The 24,287-nt window shown below is 38.4% G+C and carries 23 protein-coding genes; 15 read left to right on the top strand and 8 right to left on the bottom strand.

Going from position 1 to position 24,287, the window contains the following annotated elements; genetic code table 11:
* Window positions 1–15 precede the first annotated feature (15 nt).
* The 10 genes from FHY45_RS19955 (at window position 16) to FHY45_RS20000 (ending at window position 9,710) form a co-directional block, all read left to right on the top strand.
* Window positions 16–996, top strand: a complete 981-nt coding sequence (locus FHY45_RS19955) for a LacI family DNA-binding transcriptional regulator (protein ID WP_066102639.1) — start codon at window positions 16–18, stop codon at window positions 994–996.
* A complete protein-coding gene (rbsK, locus tag FHY45_RS19960) occupies window positions 993–1,892 on the top strand; it encodes a ribokinase (protein ID WP_139892852.1) in 900 nt (299 codons plus the stop codon). Before FHY45_RS19955 ends, rbsK begins: the two co-directional genes overlap by 4 nt.
* Window positions 1,870–2,259: a D-ribose pyranase gene (gene rbsD / locus FHY45_RS19965; RefSeq protein WP_066102633.1), complete on the top strand. Its 390-nt coding sequence runs from the start codon at window positions 1,870–1,872 to the stop codon at window positions 2,257–2,259. Before rbsK ends, rbsD begins: the two co-directional genes overlap by 23 nt.
* Window positions 2,260–2,280: 21 nt before the next feature.
* Window positions 2,281–3,768 (top strand): sugar ABC transporter ATP-binding protein, encoded by a 1,488-nt coding sequence (locus FHY45_RS19970; RefSeq protein WP_139892853.1) that lies wholly within the window; start codon window positions 2,281–2,283, stop codon window positions 3,766–3,768.
* A 1-nt stretch (window position 3,769) separates the two neighbouring features.
* Window positions 3,770–4,702 (top strand): ABC transporter permease subunit, encoded by a 933-nt coding sequence (locus FHY45_RS19975; RefSeq protein ID WP_373925508.1) that lies wholly within the window; start codon window positions 3,770–3,772, stop codon window positions 4,700–4,702.
* Between the two features lie 15 nt (window positions 4,703–4,717).
* Window positions 4,718–5,635 (top strand): ribose ABC transporter substrate-binding protein RbsB, encoded by a 918-nt coding sequence (gene rbsB, locus FHY45_RS19980; protein ID WP_139892854.1) that lies wholly within the window; start codon window positions 4,718–4,720, stop codon window positions 5,633–5,635.
* Window positions 5,636–5,854: 219 nt separating this feature from the next.
* Window positions 5,855–7,510 (top strand): FAD-dependent oxidoreductase, encoded by a 1,656-nt coding sequence (locus tag FHY45_RS19985; protein WP_175354242.1) that lies wholly within the window; start codon window positions 5,855–5,857, stop codon window positions 7,508–7,510.
* A gap of 269 nt (window positions 7,511–7,779) precedes the next feature.
* Entirely contained in the window at window positions 7,780–8,223 is a 444-nt protein-coding gene (locus tag FHY45_RS19990) for a YrvL family regulatory protein (RefSeq protein ID WP_139892855.1), read from the top strand.
* A gap of 83 nt (window positions 8,224–8,306) precedes the next feature.
* Window positions 8,307–8,951 carry an alpha/beta fold hydrolase gene (locus tag FHY45_RS19995; RefSeq protein ID WP_139892856.1) on the top strand — a complete coding sequence of 215 codons (645 nt, stop codon included), beginning with the start codon at window positions 8,307–8,309 and terminating at the stop codon, window positions 8,949–8,951.
* Window positions 8,952–9,086: 135 nt separating this feature from the next.
* On the top strand, window positions 9,087–9,710 hold the full coding sequence (locus FHY45_RS20000; RefSeq protein WP_066102612.1) for a DUF305 domain-containing protein: 624 nt from the start codon (window positions 9,087–9,089) through the stop codon (window positions 9,708–9,710).
* A gap of 61 nt (window positions 9,711–9,771) precedes the next feature.
* Here FHY45_RS20000 and gsiB read toward each other — a convergent pair whose 3' ends face one another.
* Complete coding sequence (gsiB, locus tag FHY45_RS20005; protein WP_066102606.1) at window positions 9,772–10,137, bottom strand: glucose starvation-inducible protein GsiB; 366 nt, start codon at window positions 10,135–10,137, stop codon at window positions 9,772–9,774.
* Between the two features lie 403 nt (window positions 10,138–10,540).
* Between gsiB and FHY45_RS20010 the strand changes: the two genes are divergently transcribed.
* The gene (locus FHY45_RS20010) at window positions 10,541–12,265 is read left to right on the top strand and encodes an ABC transporter ATP-binding protein (protein WP_139892857.1); all 1,725 of its coding nucleotides are present in this window, start codon (window positions 10,541–10,543) and stop codon (window positions 12,263–12,265) included.
* A gap of 95 nt (window positions 12,266–12,360) precedes the next feature.
* Here the strand turns inward: FHY45_RS20010 and FHY45_RS20015 are convergent, their stop codons facing one another.
* Both FHY45_RS20015 and FHY45_RS20020 read right to left on the bottom strand, forming a co-directional pair.
* Complete coding sequence (locus tag FHY45_RS20015; protein ID WP_257469204.1) at window positions 12,361–14,355, bottom strand: M14 family zinc carboxypeptidase; 1,995 nt, start codon at window positions 14,353–14,355, stop codon at window positions 12,361–12,363.
* A gap of 444 nt (window positions 14,356–14,799) precedes the next feature.
* Window positions 14,800–16,062, bottom strand: a complete 1,263-nt coding sequence (locus FHY45_RS20020; protein ID WP_066102597.1) for a cation:dicarboxylate symporter family transporter — start codon at window positions 16,060–16,062, stop codon at window positions 14,800–14,802.
* Window positions 16,063–16,541: 479 nt separating this feature from the next.
* Between FHY45_RS20020 and FHY45_RS20025 the strand changes: the two genes are divergently transcribed.
* Window positions 16,542–17,108: a superoxide dismutase family protein gene (locus FHY45_RS20025; RefSeq protein ID WP_066102594.1), complete on the top strand. Its 567-nt coding sequence runs from the start codon at window positions 16,542–16,544 to the stop codon at window positions 17,106–17,108.
* 175 nt (window positions 17,109–17,283) lie between these two features.
* Window positions 17,284–18,231 (top strand): mannose-6-phosphate isomerase, class I, encoded by a 948-nt coding sequence (gene manA / locus FHY45_RS20030; RefSeq protein ID WP_066102591.1) that lies wholly within the window; start codon window positions 17,284–17,286, stop codon window positions 18,229–18,231.
* Window positions 18,232–18,256: 25 nt separating this feature from the next.
* Here the strand turns inward: manA and FHY45_RS20035 are convergent, their stop codons facing one another.
* A complete protein-coding gene (locus tag FHY45_RS20035; RefSeq protein WP_066102587.1) occupies window positions 18,257–18,937 on the bottom strand; it encodes an N-acetylmannosamine-6-phosphate 2-epimerase in 681 nt (226 codons plus the stop codon).
* Window positions 18,938–19,074: 137 nt separating this feature from the next.
* Between FHY45_RS20035 and FHY45_RS20040 the strand changes: the two genes are divergently transcribed.
* Both FHY45_RS20040 and FHY45_RS20045 read left to right on the top strand, forming a co-directional pair.
* Window positions 19,075–19,611: a GNAT family N-acetyltransferase gene (locus tag FHY45_RS20040; protein ID WP_066102583.1), complete on the top strand. Its 537-nt coding sequence runs from the start codon at window positions 19,075–19,077 to the stop codon at window positions 19,609–19,611.
* Between the two features lie 260 nt (window positions 19,612–19,871).
* Window positions 19,872–20,777 (top strand): AEC family transporter, encoded by a 906-nt coding sequence (locus tag FHY45_RS20045; RefSeq protein WP_139892859.1) that lies wholly within the window; start codon window positions 19,872–19,874, stop codon window positions 20,775–20,777.
* A 56-nt stretch (window positions 20,778–20,833) separates the two neighbouring features.
* On the opposite strand, the gene FHY45_RS20050 is transcribed toward FHY45_RS20045, so the two are convergent.
* The 4 genes from FHY45_RS20050 to FHY45_RS20065 form a co-directional block, all read right to left on the bottom strand.
* Window positions 20,834–21,817, bottom strand: a complete 984-nt coding sequence (locus FHY45_RS20050) for an ABC transporter permease (RefSeq protein WP_139892860.1) — start codon at window positions 21,815–21,817, stop codon at window positions 20,834–20,836.
* Entirely contained in the window at window positions 21,814–22,716 is a 903-nt protein-coding gene (locus FHY45_RS20055; RefSeq protein WP_139892861.1) for an ABC transporter permease subunit, read from the bottom strand. Before FHY45_RS20055 ends, FHY45_RS20050 begins: the two co-directional genes overlap by 4 nt.
* Before the next feature lie 12 nt (window positions 22,717–22,728).
* The gene (locus FHY45_RS20060) at window positions 22,729–23,172 is read right to left on the bottom strand and encodes a hypothetical protein (protein WP_139892862.1); all 444 of its coding nucleotides are present in this window, start codon (window positions 23,170–23,172) and stop codon (window positions 22,729–22,731) included.
* A gap of 244 nt (window positions 23,173–23,416) precedes the next feature.
* On the bottom strand, window positions 23,417–24,274 hold the full coding sequence (locus FHY45_RS20065; protein ID WP_066102570.1) for a manganese catalase family protein: 858 nt from the start codon (window positions 24,272–24,274) through the stop codon (window positions 23,417–23,419).
* Between the last annotated feature and the right edge of the window lie 13 nt (window positions 24,275–24,287).

Below are 24,287 nucleotides of genomic sequence, written 5' to 3' on the forward strand. Positions count from 1 at the left end.
TTGTTTGGAGATAAAATGGCTACTATAAAAGATGTTGCAAAGTATGCAGGAGTTTCTGTAGCGACTGTATCGAGATATTTAAATCAAGGCTACATAAGCGAAAAGGCACGTATGCAAGTAGAGGATGCAATTAAAGAATTAGGATATCGGCCCAGTATAATTGCTAGATCCTTGAATACAAAGCAGACAAATGCAATTGGGCTCATCATACCAGATATAACAAACCCTTTCTTTCCAGAGCTGGCAAGAGCAGTGGAAGACGCAGCATATGAAAATGGCTACACGGTTATTCTCTGCAATACAGATGAGCAGGCGGAGAAAGAACGCCAATACATTGAAACACTAACGAGAAAGTATATAGCAGGTATTATTTTGGCAACAAACGAGTTGGATAAGGAATATTACAAAAGCCTTAATGTCCCATTAGTGGCGCTTGATCGGTCAATTGGCGAAGGTTTTCCTACAGTAATGACCCAGAATATAGAAGGGGCGAAACTCGGATCTGAATTTTTGCTTAGGCAGCAAATCAATCATCTTGTTTGTTTACGCGGCCCAGATGGACTGAAGCCGGCTGATGATCGATTGAAAGGATTTTTACAAGCTACTGAAACCAGCCAGATTAAAACTACTATACTTGAGTGTCCATTTGATTTTAATGAGGCTGAGCAGATTGTTTTTAAATTATTGAAGGAGGACTCATCGATTGATGCAATTTTTGCCTGCAGTGATGTTTCGGCAATAGGAGCATTAAAAGCAGCCCATTCTCTCAAAATAACAGTGCCCGATCAATTGCAAATTCTCGGATTTGATGGGATTATGCTTGGACAGATGACGACACCTGGGTTATCGACAGTAGCACAAAATATTTATGAGCTTGGTTCTAAAGCAACTAAATTACTGATTAAACAAATTGATGGAGAATTACTCGAACAAATGACTGAATTTGTAGCTCCGCAATTAACCATAAGAGATTCAACAAAGGGGGCAATTCAATGATTACCATAATAGGGAGTATAAATATGGACTTAGTTTGCCAATCAGGGCTATTCCCTCAGCAGGGTGAAACAGTACTGGGAGAGCGGTTTGAAACAATTCCTGGTGGAAAAGGAGCTAATCAAGCAGTTGCTGCAGCCCGCTTAGGCAGCCAGGTTGCGATGATCGGTGCAGTGGGTAACGATAGCTTTGGTGACATGCTGATTGATAACCTTGAAAAAGAAAAAATTGATACAAATGGTGTAAGCAAGGTATCTGAAAGCACTGGTATAGCTAATATCATTGTGCATAATCAGGATAACCGCATTATTGTTGTGCCAGGTGCGAATTTTAAAGTAGATAAGACCTTGATAGACAAACACCGCAGGACAATTGAACGGTCAAAACTGGTCATCATGCAGCTTGAAATTCCGGTGGAAACAGTAGAATACACTTTGGATTTATGTTCCGAATTAAAGGTTCCCGTAATTGTAAATCCTGCTCCAGCCCAAAATTTCCGAGTGGAATGGATGGATAAGATTACGTTTTTAACACCTAATGAAACAGAATGCAATGTAATATTGGGTCTTTCAGCAGAACAAGCAGTTAGAGAGTACCCAAATAAATTAATAGTGACCTTGGGAGATAAAGGAGCTATGTATAGTGATGGTAATGAGATTATCCATGTAGAAGGATACAGAACGACCCCGGTTGATACGACGGGTGCAGGCGACACATTTAATGGCGCTTTTGCTCATGCCTATGTAAACGGAAAATCTATTAATGATGCAACTCATTTTGCCAATATTGCAGCTTCGTTATCGGTTGAAGGATTTGGCGCTCAAGGCGGAATGCCTGGAATAGATGCGGTTGAGGCAAGGTTAAGGGGGAAGCTTGATGAAGAAAAAGGGAATCATTAATCGTGAATTAGCCGGTATTTTTGCCAAGCTTGGCCATACAGATCAGATTGTGATTGCTGATTGCGGACTTCCAATTCCAGATGGAACTGTATGTATCGACTTAGCCTATAAGCTCGGAGAACCAGGATTCATTCCTGTTTTGGAAGAGGTTTTAAAAGATTTGGAAGTAGAGCAGGTCTTTATAGCAGAGGAAATGAAGGAAACAAATCCTGATATAAACCACTACGTTCATGAATGCTTCAATGATATACAGAAGGTAACGCATGAGCAATTTAAAATACAAACAAAGGCAGCTAAAGTAATCATTCGTACCGGTGAAGCTTCGCCATATGCAAATATTATTTTACAGAGTGGCGTTATTTTTTAACAGAGGGTGGGTGAACGGCAAATGATTCAGATGTCCGGTATTTCAAAAGCATTCAGTGGTAATGTCGTACTCAGGGATGTCCAATTTGAATTGCTTAACGGAGAAATTCATGCGCTTATGGGAGAGAATGGAGCAGGAAAATCTACACTGATGAAAATCATGTCAGGTATTTATACGAAGGACAGCGGAGAGGTAAGAGTCGACGGTCAATTGATGGATTTTAAGTCGGCGAAGGATTCTGAGAACCAGGGTATCCATGTGATTCATCAGGAGTTAAATATTTTACCTGACCTTACCGTGGCCGAAAATCTATTTCTCGGCAAGGAACTAGAGTATGGACTTGGAGTTTTGAAACGTAAAGAAATGGAACAGGAAACAAAAAGGCTATTGAAAAAGCTAGGCCTGGATGTTCATCCACGGACCAGAGCGGGAGACTTATCGGTCGGGAAGCAACAAATTATTGAGATTGCAAAAGCGATTGCTTCTGAAGCCAAATATATTGTTATGGATGAACCTACTGCTGCCTTGACAGACCGTGAAATTCAAACCCTGTTTAAAACAGTTAGAGAGCTGAAAAGCAAGGGAATTTCATTCGTCTATATTTCCCACCGTATGGAAGAGATATTTGCAATTTGTGATCGGATTACGGTATTGCGTGATGGAGAATATGTAGGAGTGAAGGAAATCTCGGAGACAACATTCGATGAAATCGTTGCTATGATGGTTGGACGTCAGTTAGGAGAACGATTCCCTTCCAGAAATGCCAAGATAGGCAACAAGAAGCTGGAGGTGAAGGGTTTAAGTGCGGATAATGCCTTTCAGGATGTGTCATTTACCTTGCATCAAGGGGAGGTATTGGCACTCTCAGGATTGATGGGGGCTGGTAGAACTGAAATAGCAGAAGCTCTATTTGGACATAGGAAATCTACCCAGGGGGAGATTTTTATTGATGGTCAGAAGGTCCAAATTAAAACTCCCATAGAAGCTATGAAGCTTGGAATTGGTTTGGTGACAGAGGATCGAAAATCAAAGGGATTAATATTAGATTTCTCAATTAAAGAGAATATTATGTTGGCAAATTTAGAAAAGGGCTCTAAAGCTAGCGTTATACAGCCAGGCAAGGAGAATGAGTTTGTTCAAAATTACATAAATCAGTTACGAATACGCTCCTCTGGTGCAGAACAAATCGTTAAGTCTCTATCAGGCGGTAATCAACAAAAGGTTGTTATTGCCAAGTGGCTCGGCACTCAACCAAAAATTCTGATTCTGGATGAACCGACACGAGGGGTTGATATTGGCGCTAAGAAGGAAATCTATCACATTATCAATCAATTAGCCGAGGCTGGGGTAGCTATTTTAATGATTTCTTCAGAACTACCGGAAGTCATAGGTATGGCGGATAGAGTGCTAGTGATGCAGGAAGGTAAATTGACAGGGGTAGTAGAGAAGAAAGATATGACACAAGAAAGAATCATGCATTTTGCGACAGGGGGAGAGAAGATTGTCTAAAGTGAACTACAAAAAGTGGCTTTCCAAGCTAGGTCCGCTATTTGGTCTATTGTTATTAATTGTGGTAATTACAATCATGAATCCGAGTTTCTTGACGGTCTCAAATATTTTAAACGTTTTACGACAAGTTACAATTAGCGGGCTGATTGCATTTGGGATGACGTTTGTGGTCTTGACTGGGGGAATTGACCTTTCTGTCGGCTCTACATTGGCATTGACCGGTGCAGTGGCAGCAAGCCTTCTTGCCAGTGGTACAGATCCAATCATAGCAATGGGTGCTGCTCTAATACTTGGGTTAATCCTGGGTGCAATTAATGGAGTGATCATTACAAAAGGAAAAGTTGCCCCATTTATTGCTACTTTAGCAACAATGACTATTTATCGCGGATTAACGCTTGTTTATACGGAAGGAAAGCCAGTTTCGGGGCTGGGTGACTCTCTTACTTTCCAAATGTTTGGTAAAGGATATTTATTAGGAATTCCTGTTCCTGTTGTTACAACAATTTTGGCCTTCATTATATTATATTTCATTCTCCATAAGACAACTTTTGGCCGCCGAGTTTATGCTGTAGGTGGAAATGAAGACGCTTCCAAGCTATCTGGAATCAATACGGATCGAGTGAAAATTTGGGTTTACGCAATTACAGGTCTTTTAGCCTCTGTCTCAGCATTAATTTTAACATCACGTCTGAATTCAGCTCAGCCGACTGCTGGAGAATCCTATGAGTTGGATGCGATTGCCGCAGTTGTTTTAGGGGGTACTTCGCTAACTGGAGGACGTGGTTGGATATTCGGTACATTAGTAGGTGTATTGATAATCGGAGTACTGAATAATGGAATGAATTTAATTGGGGTTTCATCATTCTTCCAACAGGTTGTGAAGGGTGCAGTTATATTAATGGCAGTTCTTTTAGATCGCAAAAAACAAGCATAAAAGGGAGTGTATTAAATGAAAAAGTATTCATTAATTCTGTTGGCAGCAATGTTATCTGTTGTGTTGGCAGCCTGTTCAATGGAATCAGGAAGCAAATCAGAATCCAAGTCATCCAAGGAAAAAGGAGATATGGTTATCGGGTTCTCAGTATCTACATTAAACAATCCGTTCTTCGTGTCACTAAGCGAAGCTGCTGAAGAAAAAGCGGATAGCCTTGATGCAAAGATAACAGTAGTAGATGCTCAAGATGATGCTTCTAAGCAAGCGTCTGACGTAGAGGATTTAATTCAGCAAAAAGTTGATATGATCATGATTAATCCTGTAGATTCTTCTGCGGTTTCTTCAGCGGTTGAATCAGCTAATAGCGCTGGGATTCCAGTTATTACAGTAGACAGATCATCTGAGGGTGGAGAAGTTATATCTCATATAGCATCCGATAATAAGGCGGGCGGTAAATTAGCAGGCGAATATTTACTTACTTTAGTAGAAAAAGGTGCTCAGGTTGCTGTGTTAGAAGGGATAGCTGGTTCATCAGCTGCTATTGACCGTGGAGAAGGATTTAATGAAGCAGTAAAAGAATCAGTAGAGATTAAAGCTAGCCAAACTGCTAATTTTGATAGATCAGAAGGATTAACAGTTATGGAAAACATTCTTCAGGCTAATCCAGATATTGAAGCAGTATTCGCACAAAATGATGAGATGGCTCTTGGAGCTCTAGAAGCAATTGAAGGAAGCGGTAAAGATATTATCGTTATTGGCTTTGATGCGACAGATGATGCATTGAAAAAGGTTGAATCCGGTGAGATGGCTGCTACCGTTGCTCAACAGCCAGATTTAATTGGTGAAAAAGCAGTTGAGGCTGCCGTAAATCATTTAGACGGCAAAGAAATCGATAAAGCTATACCTGTAGAGCTTAAGCTTATAAAAAAATAATAGATTTCTGTATATTTGTTAACTGAAAGAATAGATTTAGAGTGTCTTTACAATGGACAGTTGTCGATAGAGTCGGCAGCTGTTTTTTTGTGTGCATATTAATAAAACGGGAACTCTTTTACCCTTCAAAATCATTTGCCAGTAGATAGAAGAAAGACGTACTTTTATTGCTGTATCTTTCATATAAATATAAAACTTGGACAATATGGAGGAATGCAAATGAACTGGGATGAAGAATATGACGTTATAGTAGTAGGCAGTGGTGCGGGAGGATTGGTAGCAGCTATTACATCTGCGTATGGCGGTCTTCGCACAGCTATTATTGAAAAAGGATCTGTATGGGGTGGTTCATCGGCTTTATCTGGCGGAGGTTTGTGGATTCCAAATAATCATGTTTCGAAAAATGCTGGCTTACAGGACAGTGAAGAAGAAGCTCTTACTTATATGCAAGAAATAATAGAGGACACAGGGCCAGCATCTACGTATGAGCGAAAAGAGGCCTATGTGAAAAATGGTCACAGGATGGTAAAGTTTTTAGAGGATTTAGGGATGAAGTGGGTAGCGGGCTCATTGTATCCAGATTATTATCCTGAAAGACCTGGTGGTAAAATAGGTCGCTCCATTGAGGCGGAAATTGTTGATGCTAGGCTTTTAGCAGAGAACGAAGAGACCTTGCGAACGGGTGAGCTTGAGGCTCCGATGCCCATCTATTCCGGCAAAGTAGCCTCTTTACCAAAAGCCTTTACAAATGCAAAAGATTTTAACACGGTTGTCGGTATGTTCCTGAATGGATTTAAGCATAAGATCAAAGGTGAACATGCTATATCGATTGGAGGCGGATTGGTCAGCCGTTTACTCATAATTGCAAAGAAATATCAAGTCCCACTGATGTTATCTACACCCTTAAAGGATTTAATCATGGAGGAAGATAAAATTGTAGGGGTCGAGGCAGAAAAAGAGGGGAAACCATATTTTATCAAGTGTCGGTCAGTGATTTTGGCGGGTGGAGGATTTGAACGAAATCTGGAGCTGCGCAAAAAATATCATCATGTAGGAACAGACTGGACAGCTGCAAGTCCGGATAACACAGGAGATATGCTGTTAATCGCAGAAAAGCATAACTTAGATACTGCTTTATTGGATGATGCCTGGTGGGGACCTACAGCGATTGACGCAAGCGGTGCCCGAAAATTCCTTGTGCATGAACGTTCAATGCCACATTGTATAATAGTGGATCAAACGGGAGAACGTTATTTTAACGAGTCACAATCTTATACAGATGCTGGCCATGCGATTCTTGAAAGGCAAGAAAAGAATGGGAAAGCGATTCACTCATGGCTTATTATGGAGAGCAGACATCGAAATAAGTATTTGTTTGGTAACATGCTCCCAAGAAGAACTCCTAAAAGTGCAATTGAAAGCGGATTCTTAATTAAAGCGAATTCCATTGAAGAATTGGCGGAGAAATGCAAAATTAACATAGAGGGGTTAAAAAATACGGCTAACAGGTTTAATGATTTTTCAAAAAAAGGGTTGGATGAAGATTTTGGGCGTGGAAACTCAGTTTATGATAATTATTACGGCGATCCTACTTATAAAAATCCTAACCTGGGTGCTATTGAAAAACCGCCATTCTATGCCTGTAAAATTTATCCTGGTGATTTAGGGACAAAAGGCGGAATTGTAGCTAATGAACATGGGCAAGCTCTTCGCAATGGATTACCGATAGAAGGGTTATATGCAACTGGAAATTGTTCAGCATCCGTTATGGGACGTGTATATGCTGGTCCAGGTGCCACATTAGGACCATCAACGGTATTTGGCTATATATCCGCTAACCATATTAAAGAGAAACTACTAGTATCAGCTGAATAAGCCTTAGAGCTCGATATTTCACCAACGCACTCTGTATTAAGTATTAAAATCAACTCCGGTTTGAAAGTCTTCCTCTACTTGATAAAGGAAGACTTTTTGAGTTCGCTAAAATTCTTTCTTATTATTAGTTAAAATGATTTTTTCTATTAAATCAGCCATCATACATGCTTGTTTTTTTCCAAGATTTATATAAAGACGGTGCCTCCCTAACAAGATGAAGCTTATAATAGACTCAGGACATATTGTACTTGAAAGTAGGAATGTAATTCATGAGTTCGAATGAAGATAAACCTTTTCGGGAGATGGGGATAAAAGAAAAGATTACAACTGTGGTGATTATCTGCCTAATTGTACTCATTCCTTTGTCGTTTGTGTTGGGTGTTACTTACTTTAGTTTTGCGGGCTTTTTTAGATTGTTTGGGGGAGAGTATGACTCTCGATTTACACTCTTCCTATTTGTTGTGTTTCTCTTTTTGCTTGGTTTGGTGTTGGATTTGTTTTCAATGGTGCTTGTTAAATTATCAAAACTCTATATATCTGGGACCTACCAATTATTCGCTGTGAAGTTTCTGTTTAACTGTATCTTTAGTTGGCTGACTATTTATACAGTAGACGAATTTATGGGTCGCATTACAGTTCCTTTTATAGTGGAAATAATCGTGGTTATTTTTATGTTCTTCCTTGAAGAGGCTTTAGAGCAGAAGGAAACTTGAAAGACTATTAATATTTAAATACATATAATTGGTAAAAAATTTTATTATTAATCTGCTTAATTTTTAATTGGGAGGAGATTGTGATGGAAGAGGTTAATAGTAACGAGGTTTCAGGATATAAAGAAAAGCGAATTCGTTATTCCATTTTCAGTACAAATAAAGATTCACGTAGCCTGGTCATTATGTTTCCTGGGTTGGGATATACGGTTCATGGACCTCTTTTTCATTTTGCCACAGGGTTATATTTAAACAAAGGGATAGATGTATTGCAATTAGAGTACCCATATGGAGATTCTTTTTATGAGGATTTCACCTACAAACAGCTAGTTGAAGCGGTTATCTATGATTCCGGAGCAATGATTGATCATGCTCTGAAGGATAGAGAGTATGAAAATTTCTACCTGATTGGAAAATCACTTGGTACGATCGCGATGAGCAATGAGCTGAAAAAATCTCAATTCAAGGATGCAAAAGCTGTTTGGCTGACACCTTTACTAAAAAGAGATGATGTATGGAGTGCTATGAAAGACAGTTCTGTCAAAGGATTATGCTTTATTGGCGACCATGATCATCAATATATAGAGGATAGATTCAAACAATTGGATTATCATCCAAGTATGAAAACAAGGCTCTACCCAAAGGTGTACCACGGCATGGATTATGAAGGAGATATACTTAAGTCGATAGATGTATTAAAGGATATCATAGGTGAGATTGATCAATTTTAATTTCCATATAGGATGGAAAGTTTAAAAGCTTCATGCTGGGAGAGAAAGAATTTAAATCGTTTATGTGAATGAAATGCATAGGGACTATACCTTTTTTACATAATAAGAAAAATAAACAACTTAGGAGGATTCTTTATGAGAAAAAGAAGTATAGCAGTACTATTGGCATTCCTATGTATGTTCAGTTCACAGGTTCAGGCGGAAATTGGTCCTAAGGAAAAGGACTATTATGATAATTATCGAAGTATTTTGCAGGTTATGAAGGAAAGTATGTCTGAGGCTCCTAAAACAGGGGATCCATCGCTCGATTTTTTGTATGAAATGATTCCGCATCATGAAGCAGCTGTTTCTATGGCAGAAAATTTATTAAAATATGACGGTGCCAATAATCAGCTGAAAAGACTGGCAGATACGATAATTAAAGAACAGTTAAATGGTATAAGACAAATGGAGGAACTGAAAAATAAGCTAAAAAATAATCCTCAAGTGAATAAGCAGGCAGAAGCTGCTTATCTACAGACCTATAATAACATTTATAGCTCAATGATCACTCAATTGGAGGCTGCGAAACCAACGGGAAATGTTAATAGAGACTTCCTGACTGAAATGATTCCACATCATGAGGCTGCTATTGAAATGGGCAAAAATATATTAAGGTATACTCAAAATCCTGAATTAAGGACAATCGTACAAAAGATGATTGTTACACAACAAAGGCAAGTTGCAGAAATGAATAATTTATTAAAAACTATTCGATAAGCATAAAGAAGGTGACGTGAGAGTAAATCACGTCACCTTCTTGCTTTTTTTAGCATTCATATTAATCGTTATTGCGTGCTTCTCCGCCTTTTTTGCCGATCTCGCGGTAGAACTCTTTATCATGGTTATCGGAAGTAGCTTCTCCGCCCTTTTTACCGATTTCTTGGTAAAACTCTTTATCATGATTATCAGAAGTGGATTCTCCACCTTTTTGTCCGATTTCTTGGTAGAATTCTTTATCATGATTTTCGGAAGTAGCCTCTCCGCCTTTTTGTCCAATTTCTTGGTAGAATTCTTTATCATGGTTTTTCGAAGTAGCTTCTCCGCCTTTTTTGCCAATTTCTTGGTAGAATTCTTTGTCTTGCTTTTTAGATGTAGCTTTTCCGCCTTTGCGTCCTGCTTCTTCTCTAGACATTTTGTCTGCCATAATAAATCGCTCCTTTGGGTTTATTTTAATTGTTTTGTTGTATACTCTGTATATTTCCAACGTGAGTATAGTAAAAACGCTAAATTGAGTCTTTAATTCAAATGTAACGTGTTTGTAAATAGTTGAAAAAAAGAATCCTTTTTGAGGAAATTGAAATGTATTAGTAAGTCTGTAAGCCTAATAGAGTCAACAATTCGGTTCATAAATTTCTATGTTTATACCAATATGCTTTGAACTATTTTATTAATTTAAAAGTGTATTTAAAAGATTGAGAGTTATAGGATATTCGAATTGTATTGAAGAATAAGTAAATCTATTCCTTTTTAAAACAGAATTCGCATTTATATTTGAGAGATATTGATATAATGGATGAGTTGAGACTAGAAAAGAGAGGAATAAAAGGATGCTGGGGAAATTTTTTTCATATTATAAACCGCATAAGCGGCTATTTTTGATTGACTTTACTAGTGCCATTATAGTTGCGTTGCTGGAGTTGGCTTTTCCGATGGCAGTCCAATGGTTTGTTGATGAATTGCTGCCGACAGGAAATTGGAGCATGGTCGTGACGGTCAGCATTTTATTATTAGCTGTTTATTTACTGAGTACATTCCTGCAATTTATTGTGAACTATTTGGGGCATAAGCTAGGAATAAATATTGAAACAGACATGCGACAGGAGCTCTTTAATCACGTTCAGCGGCAATCATTTCGATTTTTTGACAACACAAAAACCGGCCACATAATGAGCCGAGTGACAAATGATTTATTTGATATTGGTGAATTTGCCCACCATGGACCTGAGGATCTTTTCATCGCAATTATGACATTCTTCGGTGCCTTTGCCATCATGTTTAATATTAATCCTACTTTAGCGATCGTGGCGGTTATTCTAATTCCATTTTTAATATGGCTGGTGACATTCAGCAATATGAAAATGAACGCAGCATGGAAGAATATGTACGGAAGTATTGCTGATGTAAATGCTCGGGTGGAAGACAGTGTAGCAGGTGTGCGCGTTGTTCAATCGTTTACTAATGAAGCGTTTGAAATGGATCGCTTTGAATTGAATAACAGGTTATTCCGTTCTGCCAAGCTTGTTGCATACAAGGTGATGTCGTGGACACATTCTTCTATTTATATGATAACAAGGATGCTGACATTGTTGGTTCTTGTAGTAGGAGCCTGGCTCAGCTTTAATGGAACATTATCTTATGGAGAGTTGATAAGCTTCGTATTATATACGAATGTATTAATTAAGCCTGTTGATAAAATCAGTGCACTGCTTGAGCTATATCCAAAAGGAATGGCAGGCTTCAAGCGTTTTCGCGAGCTTATTGAACAGGAGCCAGATATACAAAATAAAGAAAATGCCATCTCAGTAAGTGGTTTGAAGGGGGATATTTCCTTCAGTCATGTTGATTTCAGCTATGATGAATCCAAACCAGTCTTACACGATGTCAATCTTGATTTAAAGGCAGGAGAAACAACTGCATTTGTTGGTCCATCCGGTGCCGGAAAAACCACGATATGCTCACTTATCCCACGTTTTTATGACGTGGATGCAGGGTCTATTAAAATAGATGGAATGGACATTCGCGATATGACAACTGAGTCACTCCGTAAACATATTGGAATTGTACAGCAGGATGTTTTTTTATTCACAGGAACCATTCGCGAGAATATTGCTTATGGGAAACTGGATGCCTCATTTGAGGAAATTGTAGAAGCGGCCCGAAAAGCTCATTTGGAAAAGATGATTGAACAGCTGCCGGATGGATACTATACGCAGATTGGCGAGCGGGGGTTGAAGTTATCTGGAGGGCAGAAACAGAGGCTTGCAATTGCACGTATGTTTTTAAAAAATCCGCCAATCCTTATTTTAGATGAGGCTACATCTGCCTTAGATACGGAAACGGAAAGAATCATTCAGCAATCGTTAAATGAATTGGCAGCGAACCGTACTACGTTAGTAATCGCACATCGCCTGGCAACCATTCGTAATGCCGACCGTCTGATTGTTGTAACTGAGGATGGGATAGCTGAAGATGGGTCATATGAAGAATTGCTGAATCAAAATGGGATATTTGCAAACCTGCATAGAATTCAATTTGGGAAAGAGACTGTTTGATAAAACATTAAAAAAACAGGTAGAAGATGAACGGCGTCTCCAATTGTTTAACAATCGGGAGCTTTGTTCAGACAGCTACCTGTTTTTTTGTATTATTAGTTGTTTACAATCTGCCTTGGAGTGCCACCATTGTGCGGTGAGTTTGGTTTAGAGTTCGGTTGGGCAGGCTTCTGTTGGTCAAATGATGATCTGTTCTTTTCGTTGTTTAATTGATTAGCTTTTTGTTTTTCTCTCACTTGTTGTTTGGCTTTTTCATTCTCTTTGGCTTGCTGCTCTTTTAACTCTTTTGCAGCCTTCTCTTTTTCTTGTTCCATTCTTTTTTGATCTTCAGCTTTTTTGGCAGCTTCTTCTGCCTTGGTGAGAGCGTCTGTTACTTCTTTCTGTAATTCAGCTATTTTAACTTTAAAGTTATTTTCCCATTTCATATAAGTTGGGTACTTACTTAGATTCTTTTTCTTTAAATCTATGGATTTTTTCTCAAGTGCAGGCAGCTTGTTTAAGTTCTTTTGGGCGTCCGTAAACTTATTTTCCTTCACTTGTCCTTCTATTAAAACGAGTAAGTTATAGCGTTCCACATCATATTTAGTGTCTTCAGCCGTACGTTTTGCTGGTGTAACATATTTCTGTGTAAACAGAGTACGAGCACCTTTGCCATAAAGCGGGGTCACTTTTTTCTGCATTTGCGTAATAGTTTGGTTTAATTTTTTATGTGAATCAGGTAATTTTGAGCTTACTATACCATCATTTATCATTTTGACTACTGCTTTGTCAGCAGTTTGAAGAGTGGATCCATATTTGACCGCATTCATAAAGGTCAATGAACGTGATGTATATGTTTTCATGGCGGTGATATCTGCCTTAATTGATTTCGTATGCTTGCTTGGCAGTTTATTTACTTTAGATTGCAGGGCTTTAATATCCTTTGTCACTGTATTATAGAGCTTCTGGTGAGCGTCTGTTATTTTTAGGTTAGAGGTACTCTTAATGTCAGTATAATAGTATTTTTCGAGTTTCTTAGCCGTTTTTAATTTAGCAGCGGAGTCTTTTTTCAATGTGGCTGCCGACTTTTTATCCCGTGCGTCTTTTAGCTTTATGCTCTCCTGTGCAACGTATAGGCCTACTCCCTGATTTTCTTTCCAAATCTGAGAAAACTGTGACACGGGTAGGTTTGTTTCACCTGCAGGTTTCCCAATCTCAGGTGTAAAGCTAGGCCTTTTTTTAGTACTGATAAACCAATCCGAAAATCCACCGCCTGAAGGGTTTTTGCCTGGATACACCAATGAGTAGCCTGTCATTTTGCCAATCTTCTTAGCGTATACATGATCTCTATTATAATTGGTTTTACTTTGTTTATAATTCCAATACAGAATACGGCCGCTGCTATGATAGGCAACAGTCATTTCTGGATTAATTTGATTAACAAATTTTACAACAGCCTTTACTTCCTTCGTTGATTCAGGTGCTTTCCCTTTATAGTTCTTGTAGCTTGGAGATTTCGGAGAGTTTTTGATTTTACCCCAATCTGCCTTATATTGTCTATTTAAATCAATCCCTTTGGCATTTGCCTTCCATCGTTTAAAGTTTTTGCTTCCATTATTCATTTTGATAATTGCTTTATGAGTGCTCTTAGGAAATGCCTTTAAACCTTGTTGCTGAAGAGTTACTCCATCAGGATTCACCATTGGAACAAACCAAATAGTGGAGGAATTAAGAAGACTTTTTGCGTTGTATCCGCTGATTTTTTTATTGCCCTTATAGGCCGCTGCATATTTTTCAATCATGTACATATTTAAGCTGGTCGTCAGCCATTCACGAGCATGATGGGAACCATTGATAAAAACATTGGTACTTCCCTTTCCAAGACCTACAGCATATATTTTTCTGCCGTATTCAGATGCACCAATTGTCTTTACTTGTACCAAATCCGGGTAAGCTTTCTTTAAGGTTGTAATGTCTTTCCCCATTTGTGTGTATGTATACGTCTTATTCGGATTGACAATCGTTTTCGAAGCAGCTTTCGTTTCCCCGGGTAGCTGAATCAAAAGTGAGAGTACTAGCATCATGACAATTAACTGACTTATTCTTTTCAAATATCCCCAACCCTTTCTAGTTTTGTAATCATTAACCATCTATAAGTATATTATATTTACTTAGTTAGCAGAACTTTAAGATATAGGATTGTCGAAAATTTGGTTATTTTGGAGGGATACCTAGAGTTTGTTGTCTAGCTACTAAATTTTATAGGTCAATATCACTGTTAGAAAGAATAAGACAATGGATACAGTAAATTCCTATTCATTTTTATATAGAGAGGTATAGAGACATTGTTGGGGGGATTTTTTATCCAGTAGATTTATAAACAAGAAGTTTTGCTTCCGCCATTTGCAGGGTAGATATACTCTCATTTATAGTGAATCTTTGGAGGTGCGGATTTGGCTATTCTGTCTATACCAATTTTAACAGCAGTTTCAGTTTATGAACTCCAAAAAACAGCCTGGACGTTTAATCAGTCCAGGCTGTTTCAACTTATTCTATTAAATTGCTTCTTGCTGTGATTCAGCAGGAGGGGAGAATGCTTTTTCTGATTTGGAGATTACCACTGATGCAAGAGCATTACCCAGTACGTTTACAACCGTTCTACCCATATCAAGGATACGGTCAATACCAGCGATGAACGCTAAACCTTCAACTGGAATACCTACAGTACCTAGGGTAGCTAATAAGACAACGAAGGAGACTCCGGGTACGCCTGCTATACCTTTAGAGGTAATCATTAACACAAGCATTAGAGTTACTTGCTCCATTATGGATAAATCAATATTGTACATTTGTGCAATAAACAGTGCTGCTAAGGCTTGATAAAGAGTAGAACCATCCAGGTTAAAGGAATAACCTGTTGGAATAACAAAGGTAGCAATATGCTTTGGACAGCCCTCTTGTTCCATCTTATCCATGATTCTAGGTAAAACGGCTTCAGAGCTTGCTGTAGAGAAAGCAAGGATTAGTTCGGCTTTTAACACTTTAAACAATCTGAAAATACTGTAGCCGACTGCCTTGGCAATTAATCCTAAAATAATGATCACAAAGAAAATCATCGTTCCATAGACCGTTATAACTAACTTACCTAAGGGGATAAGAGATTCCAATCCAAATTTAGAAATTGTAACACCAATTAATCCAAATACACCAATCGGTGCAAATTTCATAATGAGGTTAGTTATATAAAACATAATCTGGGCCACGCCATCAAAGAAGTTATAAACAGGCTTTGCTTTATCACCTACAGCAGCAACACCAAGTCCAAAAAGGACAGAGAAGAAGATAATAGCAAGCATATCTGTTGTAACAAATGCTTCAAATGGGTTGGCTGGGACAATATGAACGATCATATCAATAATAGATTGATCTTCCTTAGCTTCAGCAGACCCAACATAGCTGGATATATCCGTTTGCTCCAAATTTTCCATGTTTACGCCTTTTCCGGGCTGGAAAATATTTGCGGATACTAGTCCGACAACAATGGCTACCATAGTTACACATACAAAGTAAAGTAACGATTTACCACCAAGTTTCCCGACTGCTTTTATGTCTCCAACGCCAGCTATAGCAACAATAATACTTGAGATAATGATAGGTACGACAATCATTTTAATTAAATTGAGGAAAATATCTCCAAGCGGCTGTAGGTACGTTTGTGCAGTTGTGTTCTCATAAAAAATTGCACCAACAATAATTCCTAATACTAAGCCGATTAAAATTTGAGTAGCTAATGAAAATTTAAGTTTAGATGTTTTCATATAGTTAGCTCCCTTCTTTGGATGTTTTTTAGGATAAAAGCGTTTCGTGTTGAAATTCTTACTTCCTATCTATCATAAAGAGGAATATTAAAAGAGTGCGGATAGAAAGAGAGAGCAAGAAATATGAGTAGTTAGCTATGTAATAAACTAACTAAATCCTTTTAGACAGAATTAACAAAACAATAGAGGTATTACCACGGAGAGGCAAATTTAACAGCTAAGGGTATTAATGGCACAATAAACACATTTTAACACAAATGTTCAGAAAAGAGGAAATTTGAGAAACCGAGCATTTAAGATAGTATATTTAGGACTGGTAAGTTAAAAGGTAAGGGTAGACTTCATTACAGAACTGTACAAGAAAATATATACATCAATGTTATTTAACAGTTGTTTTCAGGACTTAGGACACATTTTTAAAAATAATTGTTTATTTTTGGGAATGGATGGTATGGAGATACAAAAGGAGGAAGCGATCTATGTTAAAGAAAAAAGGGATGTTCTTCGTACTGTTCATACTAATTTTATTGGTAGCCTGCAATAAAGACGTAGCCGAGCAAACAACGAATGATACAAAGAATAGTGGCTCGGATAAGGTAGAGAGTAAAGTGATAGATATATACAATAATAAAGAAGAGAATATTGGAACAGCAGAGCTTAGTGAGGTAGCGAAGGGAGTAGTGATAGAACTGAAAGCAGATGGACTGCCGCCAGGACTGCATGGATTCCATTTTCATGAAACAGGAAAGTGTGAGGCACCTAGTTTTGAGACTGCAGGCAGTCATTTTAATCCAACTGATGCGAAGCATGGCATGGAGCACGAGGATGGTCCGCATGCCGGCGATCTTCCTAATTTGGAAGTGGGTGAGGATGGGTCCGTTAATGTGACGGTAAACGCAGAAAATGTGTCACTATCTAAAGGGGCCGATGCTGCTTTAGTAGATTCTGATGGAACCGCCTTGATTATACATGAAAATCCAGATGACGGAAAAACTCAGCCAACAGGCGATGCCGGTGATCGGTTGGCGTGCGGAGTCGTAAAATAAAATGAATCATAGGAAGAGTGTCATAAGGAGAGAAATATCAGGTAGGCTGAATCGTACTGGTTCAGCTTTTCTTTTTAACCAGTAATTTTTTATAAAAAAGAGATTAGACAGGGGTTCTCTCTTGAATTATAGTAAATAATATACATATTAATCCCGTATTGGAGGTATTACATCAATGACAGAACCTCTTTTTTTAAAACCTGTCTTTCAGGAGAGAATTTGGGGTGGAACAGAGCTGAAAACTAAATTTGGCTATGAGATTCCATCTGAACATACAGGTGAATGCTGGGCGATATCCGGTCATAAAAACGGCCCGTCCATTATCGAAAATGGCCCTTATGCAGGCAAGACTTTAATCGAATTGTGGAATGAGGAACGCCATTTATTTGGTGAGATGGAAGGGAATGTGTTCCCTCTGTTAACAAAAATATTAGATGCCAATGCAGATTTATCCGTGCAGGTTCATCCGAATGATGAATATGCAAACATTCATGAAAATGGTGAACTTGGCAAAACAGAATGCTGGTATATCATTGATTGTAAGGATGGCGCTGAAATGATTTACGGGCATACCGCGCAATCCAAGGAAGAGTTTGCTTCCATGATTGAGAAGGGCGAGTGGAATCATTTACTGCGTCGCGTTTCCATAAAGCCAGGAGATTTCTTCTATGTTCCAAGTGGAACGGTCCATGCTTTATGTGAAGGGACGCTTGTACTTGAAACACAGCAGAGCTCAGATACAACCTACCGTGTATATGACTACGACCGCACGGACCAAAACGGACAAAAACGAGAGTTGCATATTGAAAAATCAATTGATGTGAGTATGGTGCCGCATCAGGATGCAGAAGTGCAGGTTTCCAAGACCGTATTGCCAGGGGCAGAATTGACTACGTTTGTGGAAACGGAGTTTTTCTCAGTTTATAAATGGGATATTAGTGGATTATCTTCATTTGACCAGAATCAGCCCTTTATGCTTTTTAGTGTTATTGATGGAGAAGGGGCTCTTAGAATGAATGAGGAGACTTATCCGTTAGAAAAAGGTGCTCACTTTATTCTTCCATCGGGTACAGGTAATTTTGAACTTGAGGGGAATCTTTCCTTGATTGTGTCACATCCATAAAGAGAAGCGTAAGGGGAATATCCTCTTACGCTTTCATTTTTTCTGTGAATCGCTTTGTGATTTGCTGAGGTCTTGTTATTGCACCGCCTACAACAACAGAATGGGCACCAACCTCTAAACAGCGCTTAGCCATTTCAGGAGTTAGAATATTTCCTTCTGCAATGACTGGGATTTTGACGGTTGATACAAGATCCCGCAATAATTTGAAGTCATCATTATAAATGAATTTCCCCTTTGAATAAGGTGTATAACCAACTAGTGTGGTTGATATACAATCAAATCCAATTCGTTCTGCTTCAATTGCTTCGCCCAGAGTGGAGATGTCAGCCATAAGTAATTGATTAGGGAAGTGCAGGCGAAGAGATTGGACAAAAAATTCAAGTTCCACATTAGATGGTCTGGGACGATAAGTTGCATCCATCGCGATCATATCTGCTCCGGCAGATACAATATCGCTTACCTCTCGGAGCGTCGGAGTGATATAGACAGGTGAATCAGGATATTCACGCTTCACAATTCCTATAACAGGTAAGGGGACCTCCTGTTTGATTGCAACGATGTCATCATGTGAGTTGGCGCGTATTCCGCCAGCCCCCCCCTGCATGGCAGCAAGCGCCATTTTCCCCATAATCATTGGGCTGTGCAGCGGTTCATCTTCAAGTGCTTGGCATGAAACGACTAAACGTCCTTTGATAGCCTGTAACATATGTAATCAAGACCTCCTGTAATAAATATACGAGTTACTATCCAATTCTATTTTACACAGTTGAGCTAATCATGTTTAGGATAATTAATTAAATATTATCCTGCGTTGTAATCTGTTGAGAGAGGAGTTGATTTTGTATGAAAAATATTTCACTTTATATGAGTGCTACATTAAGAGATATACCAGAAGCTATCTTACCAAGCGGTTTTAATTTTCGACTGTTCAGAGAAGGTGATGAACAATATTGGGCTGAAATCAATACGGCTACAAAGGAGTTTACCAATATGAAATCCGCTCTGAAACGGTTTGAGTCTGAATTTATGCCATATAGGATAGAGGCGAAAAAAAGGGTAATCATTCTTGAGACAGACGAAGGAAAACCGGTGGGAACCGCTGCTGCCTGGTTTGGCGATTTTAACGGTAAACAAACTGGCAGGCTACATTGGGTTGAAATACTGCCTGAATATCAGGGAAGGAAATTAGGTAAACCCCTTGTAATAAAGGCACTCGAAATTCTGAGCTCTTTCCATAATGAAGCCTATCTGAAAACCCAGACAACGAGTCTGACTGCTATCCATATTTATCTTAAACTCGGGTTTAAGCCGGTCATCAGAAACGCTGAGGATCAGGAGGGGTGGAACTTAGTGTTTTCTCATTTTCAATGTAAAAAATAGCGGTCCTGTTGACTGCCTTTTTAGATATGGATAAAAAATATATCAAGAAGATGATAAACATCTTTTTCGAATATTACTTGCAATAAGTGTGCTTGGAACAAATTATCCATACCTACGAGATAAGCTAATGTACATACTATCTAGTGAAACCGCCGTATGGAAAAGATTCCCGTTTCGTGGAAACGGGTGGAATTGAGGGGCATTCTTTTTTGTAAGAATAGTAGTGATAGAATTAATAATAGTGTAAAGGAGGGAACTCGTTGAATCAGGAATTTTTATATATTGTCATCATTATTGCACTCGGTTACCTTCTAAAAAGGACTGGAATTCTAAAGGAATCTGATGGAGAGGTAATTTCGAGAATCATCTTTAACATCACCTTGCCATCCCTAGTCATTGTATCCCTGCAAACCTCCACTATAACGGTATCTTTATTGGGAATCACTCTTATTGTTATTCTTTACGGGATTCTTTCTACAATAGTGGCCTATTTTGTGTTTAGGAATGAGACACGTGAGATTAAAGGAACTTTTATGATGCTTGCCTCAGGATATAATGTCGGACTGTTCGCCTTTCCGCTTGTTGAGGCCTTTTGGGGCACAGAGGGATTACTGTATTTTGGTATGTTTGATGTTGGTAATTCTTTTATTGTATTTGGATTGGCCTATATAGTAGGAAGTTATTTTTCTGAAAATGGAATGAAGCTGGAGGGGCGCGCCATCCTTATGAAATTTGGTAAGTCCATTCCTTTAATGACATACATTGTTATGAGTGTCTTGAATTTTGGTCATATCCAGCTTCCATCGGCGCTTTTAGAAGTAGCAACAATCATATCTAAAGCGAATATGCCACTGGCCTTATTGCTGCTCGGAATATATTTGAAATTTTCTTTTAAAAAACAGTATATACGCCCAATTATAAAATACTTATCATTCCGATATGGCTTTGCATTGCTGGTCGGTATTTCATTATATTTTGTTCTTCCAGTTGATGATATGTTTAAATACACGATACTACTCGGTTTAGTCCTGCCAATTGGCCTCGCTGTTATACCGTATGCCCATGAATTTAAATATCGAACGACAATGATGATAGGTACGGTCTCAAATTTATGTATCCTCATCAGCATGATCTTAATGTATTTATTTTCCCTGTTTATTTTATAAGTACAATAGAAAACCCCTTTTTCAGCTATGTGAAAAAGGGGGCCTTTACATCTATATTAATTGATGGGGGTTACCAGTTGGAAGCCATCTTGCTCGATTTTTACCGGATGAGCCTGCTCCTTTGTTTTGTGGATAAGAGAGCGGTCTGCCAGCACGCTTTGAATTCCTCTCAGCATGAGGTTCAGAGAAAACAAGCTAAGTATAAAACCAAGTGATGGGCCAAGGACAATCCATTTATTGTAACGCAGTTCATGATAGGAGAGACCGATCATCCCGGACCATTCATGTGAAAGAGAGGTGGCAACATTATAAGGATCACTCATTGGAGCACTAAGGTCTATTGTTTCATAACCCCCAATCACGCACATAAAAGCGCCTAGCTGAACTAGCAGCACTAATGATTGGGCGATTTGCTGAAGAAAAATGACAATCAACCTTGATCTTAAATGATGCCTAATATGGACCTTTACAATCCACCATTTAGATCCTCCCAACAGACGGGATGCATCGATGAATTCATTTTTTAAGTAATACCGAAGTTCATCTCCTATTACGGAGGTTAAAGGAAGAAAGGTAATCAATGAAAGCATTAAGCATTGCTGAAAAATCACATCTATTCCACTTTCAGATATAAAAAACATCATGGCAATCAATATGGTTGGAATAAAACGAAATGCTCGAGTCAAAGGTTCTATTACCCAGTTGAAACGCTGATGATACAATCCATATAAGATTCCACTTCCCATTCCTAAAAACATCCGCAAAAGTCCAATTAATACAGCAATGAATAATGTATATTTAGCTCCTTCAATTACGTTCCAAAATGTATCCTGACCAAGTCTGTCTACACCGAAGGGATGCGTTAAGCTTGTTGGATAAGCCGGTTGATCAACAAGTTTTCCATCTTCATAAATAAGCTCAGGCGGAGGCTCGAGATGCGGTTTAATCCAAGCGGGATAGAGAAGGCTGGTTACAATAAGGATGAATAAAAATAGAAAACCAATCATAAAAGAAGGATTTTTAAGTAATTTTTTTATCATCCGTGTTCACCGCCCATCACTCGTTTTACAATCGTTTTCCCCCATATATCTAATAAATAGAAGGGGATAAATAAGAAGGTCAATCCTACAGCTATAAACTTGATGTCCAGCCCGTTTATAAAGGAGAATAGTCCATCCATATTTAATAAGCGCTCCAGAATGAGCAGGCTTGAGATGATGAACCACAGTAGATATTGCAGATTTGAAAAAATAGTGATTGTCGTGTTGCGAAGGATATGTTTGAAAAATATCTCTCTTTTGGACAAGCCCTTTGCATAAGCATATTCCACATACATCTTTTGTTGCTCTTCACTGACAGATAAATCAATCATTTGGAATAGCATAAAAATCGGCAAGATAGATAGAGCGATAATAGGTAGAAGGTAGACATGATCTTCTCCTAAAGCAACGGGATCCAGAATGAGCAAGCCTGTTTTTTTGAAAATCCATATTGAAAATAATTGAATCGCGAAGATCATGATGACATCTGGGATAGACTGAATAAAGAAGGCAATTTCACGAAAAAAATTCTGAAGGATTCTTGGTGAAAAGTAATGGAATACTTCAAATAATAGAGCGGCAATAAATGTTGCTAGTAAAGTGCCTCCTAAAATAAGAAGTGAATAAATAAACGGGTCTTTGAGACTGACCCAGAACAGTGAAAATTTCGGTATTCCTTGAGAAAAACTATAGTCTACCATGATTTGAATTTGATCGATAAATAAAAATGCCTCATAAATATCCTTGGCCTGGTTTGAGAAAGCCTTCCACCAGCTAATGGATGGATCTGCATTATTCCATACCCATAAAGAACTAAAAAAAAGAATAATAAGGTTTATAGCCAGAATGGTTAATATAAAATCTAATAAATGGGCAGAAATTTTTTTAAACTGTTTCATATGTATATTCACCTACTCCAACATGCTTTCTATATTGGCAAAATCTGAGACCAACTCCCATGACTTGTGTTGGCTTTTGCCATCTGTTTCTTTATCAAAGGTTGTCAAAATTCCATACATAACAATCCCGTCCACTTTTTTTCCGTCATATGTATAAGACCTGTATCCCAGACTGTCTTCTCTGATATACTCTCCAGATTCTCCATATATCTCTTTTACAGAAGCGGGTTGTTTATCAGGTACAAAGAGGACTTCAAGTTTATACTGCTCTGAAATTTTAGGGCGTTTGAATTCATATTTTATGTAGCCGTCTTCTTTGACTTTTGTTTCACCTTCCCATGCGATTTGGTCACTGCCGTTTTCTTTTAAGGTCACATGGAGAATAGAATTTTCATGAAGTGTACTTGAAAGTGATAAAATAACACTTCTATCACTATATTCCTTTATTGATCCCATAATTAAAACATCCTGTCTCAATTGGCCTCTGCATCCTATTAAACTGCAGAATAGGGAAATTATGAAAACTCCCATAACCCACTTCTTAAGCATCTCAATCTACCCCCCCTTTTTATCCCGGTATGTTGGCACTATAATGTTCATTCTATCCAAAGATTAATCAATATGTAAACAAAATATTTGGAATTTTTAATTAATCGATTGATTAAAAAAATACAGCTTCCATTTGGAAGCTGCATTCCTTTTATCTATTTAAATCGCTTATCCCTGGAGCGTGCTCGTTTGGCATTTCCGGTAGCTGTGGAACAGGGAATCCTTGCGGTGGAGGAGTGACTGACAAGGTTCCACCGTTTCTGCTCGGTGTTTGTCCCTGGAAAACTTCGGCGATTCTAGTTGGATCTAATCGGAAGTTAAACTGAGCATTATGGAAGCCCATATCCACGAACTTTTTGCATTCAGGATATTTATTTATATCATAATTTGGAACAGGGAAAATTTTGCCCCAATCCACACCTAAGGTTTCAAGTGCTTTAGCAAAAGCATTTTGATGAGCATTATCCCGGACAATTAAAAACCCGAGAGTCTCACGAAACGTTTGATTATTACTCATTTCATATATTCTTGTTTTCTGAAGTACACCTGTTGATTCGAGCATCAAATTATTCAGCAGATTAGCAATTAAATTACCATGGTCATAAACCCATGAGCCATTCCATGGATTGCCGCCTGCATCTACTGGAAGAGATGACTGAGCTCCCATAATATAATGGTGTGGATTGGCATGTTTGATTGCTTCATCTAGAGGAGCTCCATCTGAGCCACCATCACCAGGTTGTGAAGAAAGGCCAGAATCATTTAATAGTTGATTAATGGTGTTCTGAACAAGCTCGACATGACTGATTTCTTCTAAAAAGATCCCTCGAAGCAAATCCTTATACTGAGTGTCTTTGCCCCTGAAATTGTTACTCTGAAAGAAAAATTGCATCATTGTGCGCATTTCACCAAATTGACCGCCTAAGGTCTCCTGTAAGACTTTAGCAGCAGCAGGATCTGGCTTATCTGGTTTAATTATATTGATTAGCTCTTCTTTGTAATAATACATGCAGGCTTCTCTT

Source organism: Bacillus sp. D386, assembly GCF_006346415.1.

Coding starts and splice junctions, on each gene's coding strand:
- FHY45_RS19970 (WP_139892853.1), top strand. CDS start 2,281: ATGATTCAGATGTCCGGTATTTCAAAAGCATTCAGTGGTAATGTCGTA.
- FHY45_RS20020 (WP_066102597.1), bottom strand. CDS start 16,062: ATGAAAACATCTAAACTTAAATTTTCATTAGCTACTCAAATTTTAATC.
- FHY45_RS19990 (WP_139892855.1), top strand. CDS start 7,780: ATGAGTTCGAATGAAGATAAACCTTTTCGGGAGATGGGGATAAAAGAA.
- gsiB (WP_066102606.1), bottom strand. CDS start 10,137: ATGGCAGACAAAATGTCTAGAGAAGAAGCAGGACGCAAAGGCGGAAAA.
- FHY45_RS20055 (WP_139892861.1), bottom strand. CDS start 22,716: ATGAAACAGTTTAAAAAAATTTCTGCCCATTTATTAGATTTTATATTA.
- FHY45_RS19985 (WP_175354242.1), top strand. CDS start 5,855: ATGAACTGGGATGAAGAATATGACGTTATAGTAGTAGGCAGTGGTGCG.
- FHY45_RS19995 (WP_139892856.1), top strand. CDS start 8,307: ATGGAAGAGGTTAATAGTAACGAGGTTTCAGGATATAAAGAAAAGCGA.
- rbsK (WP_139892852.1), top strand. CDS start 993: ATGATTACCATAATAGGGAGTATAAATATGGACTTAGTTTGCCAATCA.
- FHY45_RS20035 (WP_066102587.1), bottom strand. CDS start 18,937: ATGTTACAGGCTATCAAAGGACGTTTAGTCGTTTCATGCCAAGCACTT.
- FHY45_RS20040 (WP_066102583.1), top strand. CDS start 19,075: ATGAAAAATATTTCACTTTATATGAGTGCTACATTAAGAGATATACCA.
- FHY45_RS20065 (WP_066102570.1), bottom strand. CDS start 24,274: ATGTATTATTACAAAGAAGAGCTAATCAATATAATTAAACCAGATAAG.
- FHY45_RS20010 (WP_139892857.1), top strand. CDS start 10,541: ATGCTGGGGAAATTTTTTTCATATTATAAACCGCATAAGCGGCTATTT.
- FHY45_RS19955 (WP_066102639.1), top strand. CDS start 16: ATGGCTACTATAAAAGATGTTGCAAAGTATGCAGGAGTTTCTGTAGCG.
- manA (WP_066102591.1), top strand. CDS start 17,284: ATGACAGAACCTCTTTTTTTAAAACCTGTCTTTCAGGAGAGAATTTGG.
- FHY45_RS20050 (WP_139892860.1), bottom strand. CDS start 21,817: ATGATAAAAAAATTACTTAAAAATCCTTCTTTTATGATTGGTTTTCTA.
- FHY45_RS20025 (WP_066102594.1), top strand. CDS start 16,542: ATGTTAAAGAAAAAAGGGATGTTCTTCGTACTGTTCATACTAATTTTA.
- FHY45_RS20000 (WP_066102612.1), top strand. CDS start 9,087: ATGAGAAAAAGAAGTATAGCAGTACTATTGGCATTCCTATGTATGTTC.
- rbsB (WP_139892854.1), top strand. CDS start 4,718: ATGAAAAAGTATTCATTAATTCTGTTGGCAGCAATGTTATCTGTTGTG.
- rbsD (WP_066102633.1), top strand. CDS start 1,870: ATGAAGAAAAAGGGAATCATTAATCGTGAATTAGCCGGTATTTTTGCC.
- FHY45_RS20060 (WP_139892862.1), bottom strand. CDS start 23,172: ATGGGATCAATAAAGGAATATAGTGATAGAAGTGTTATTTTATCACTT.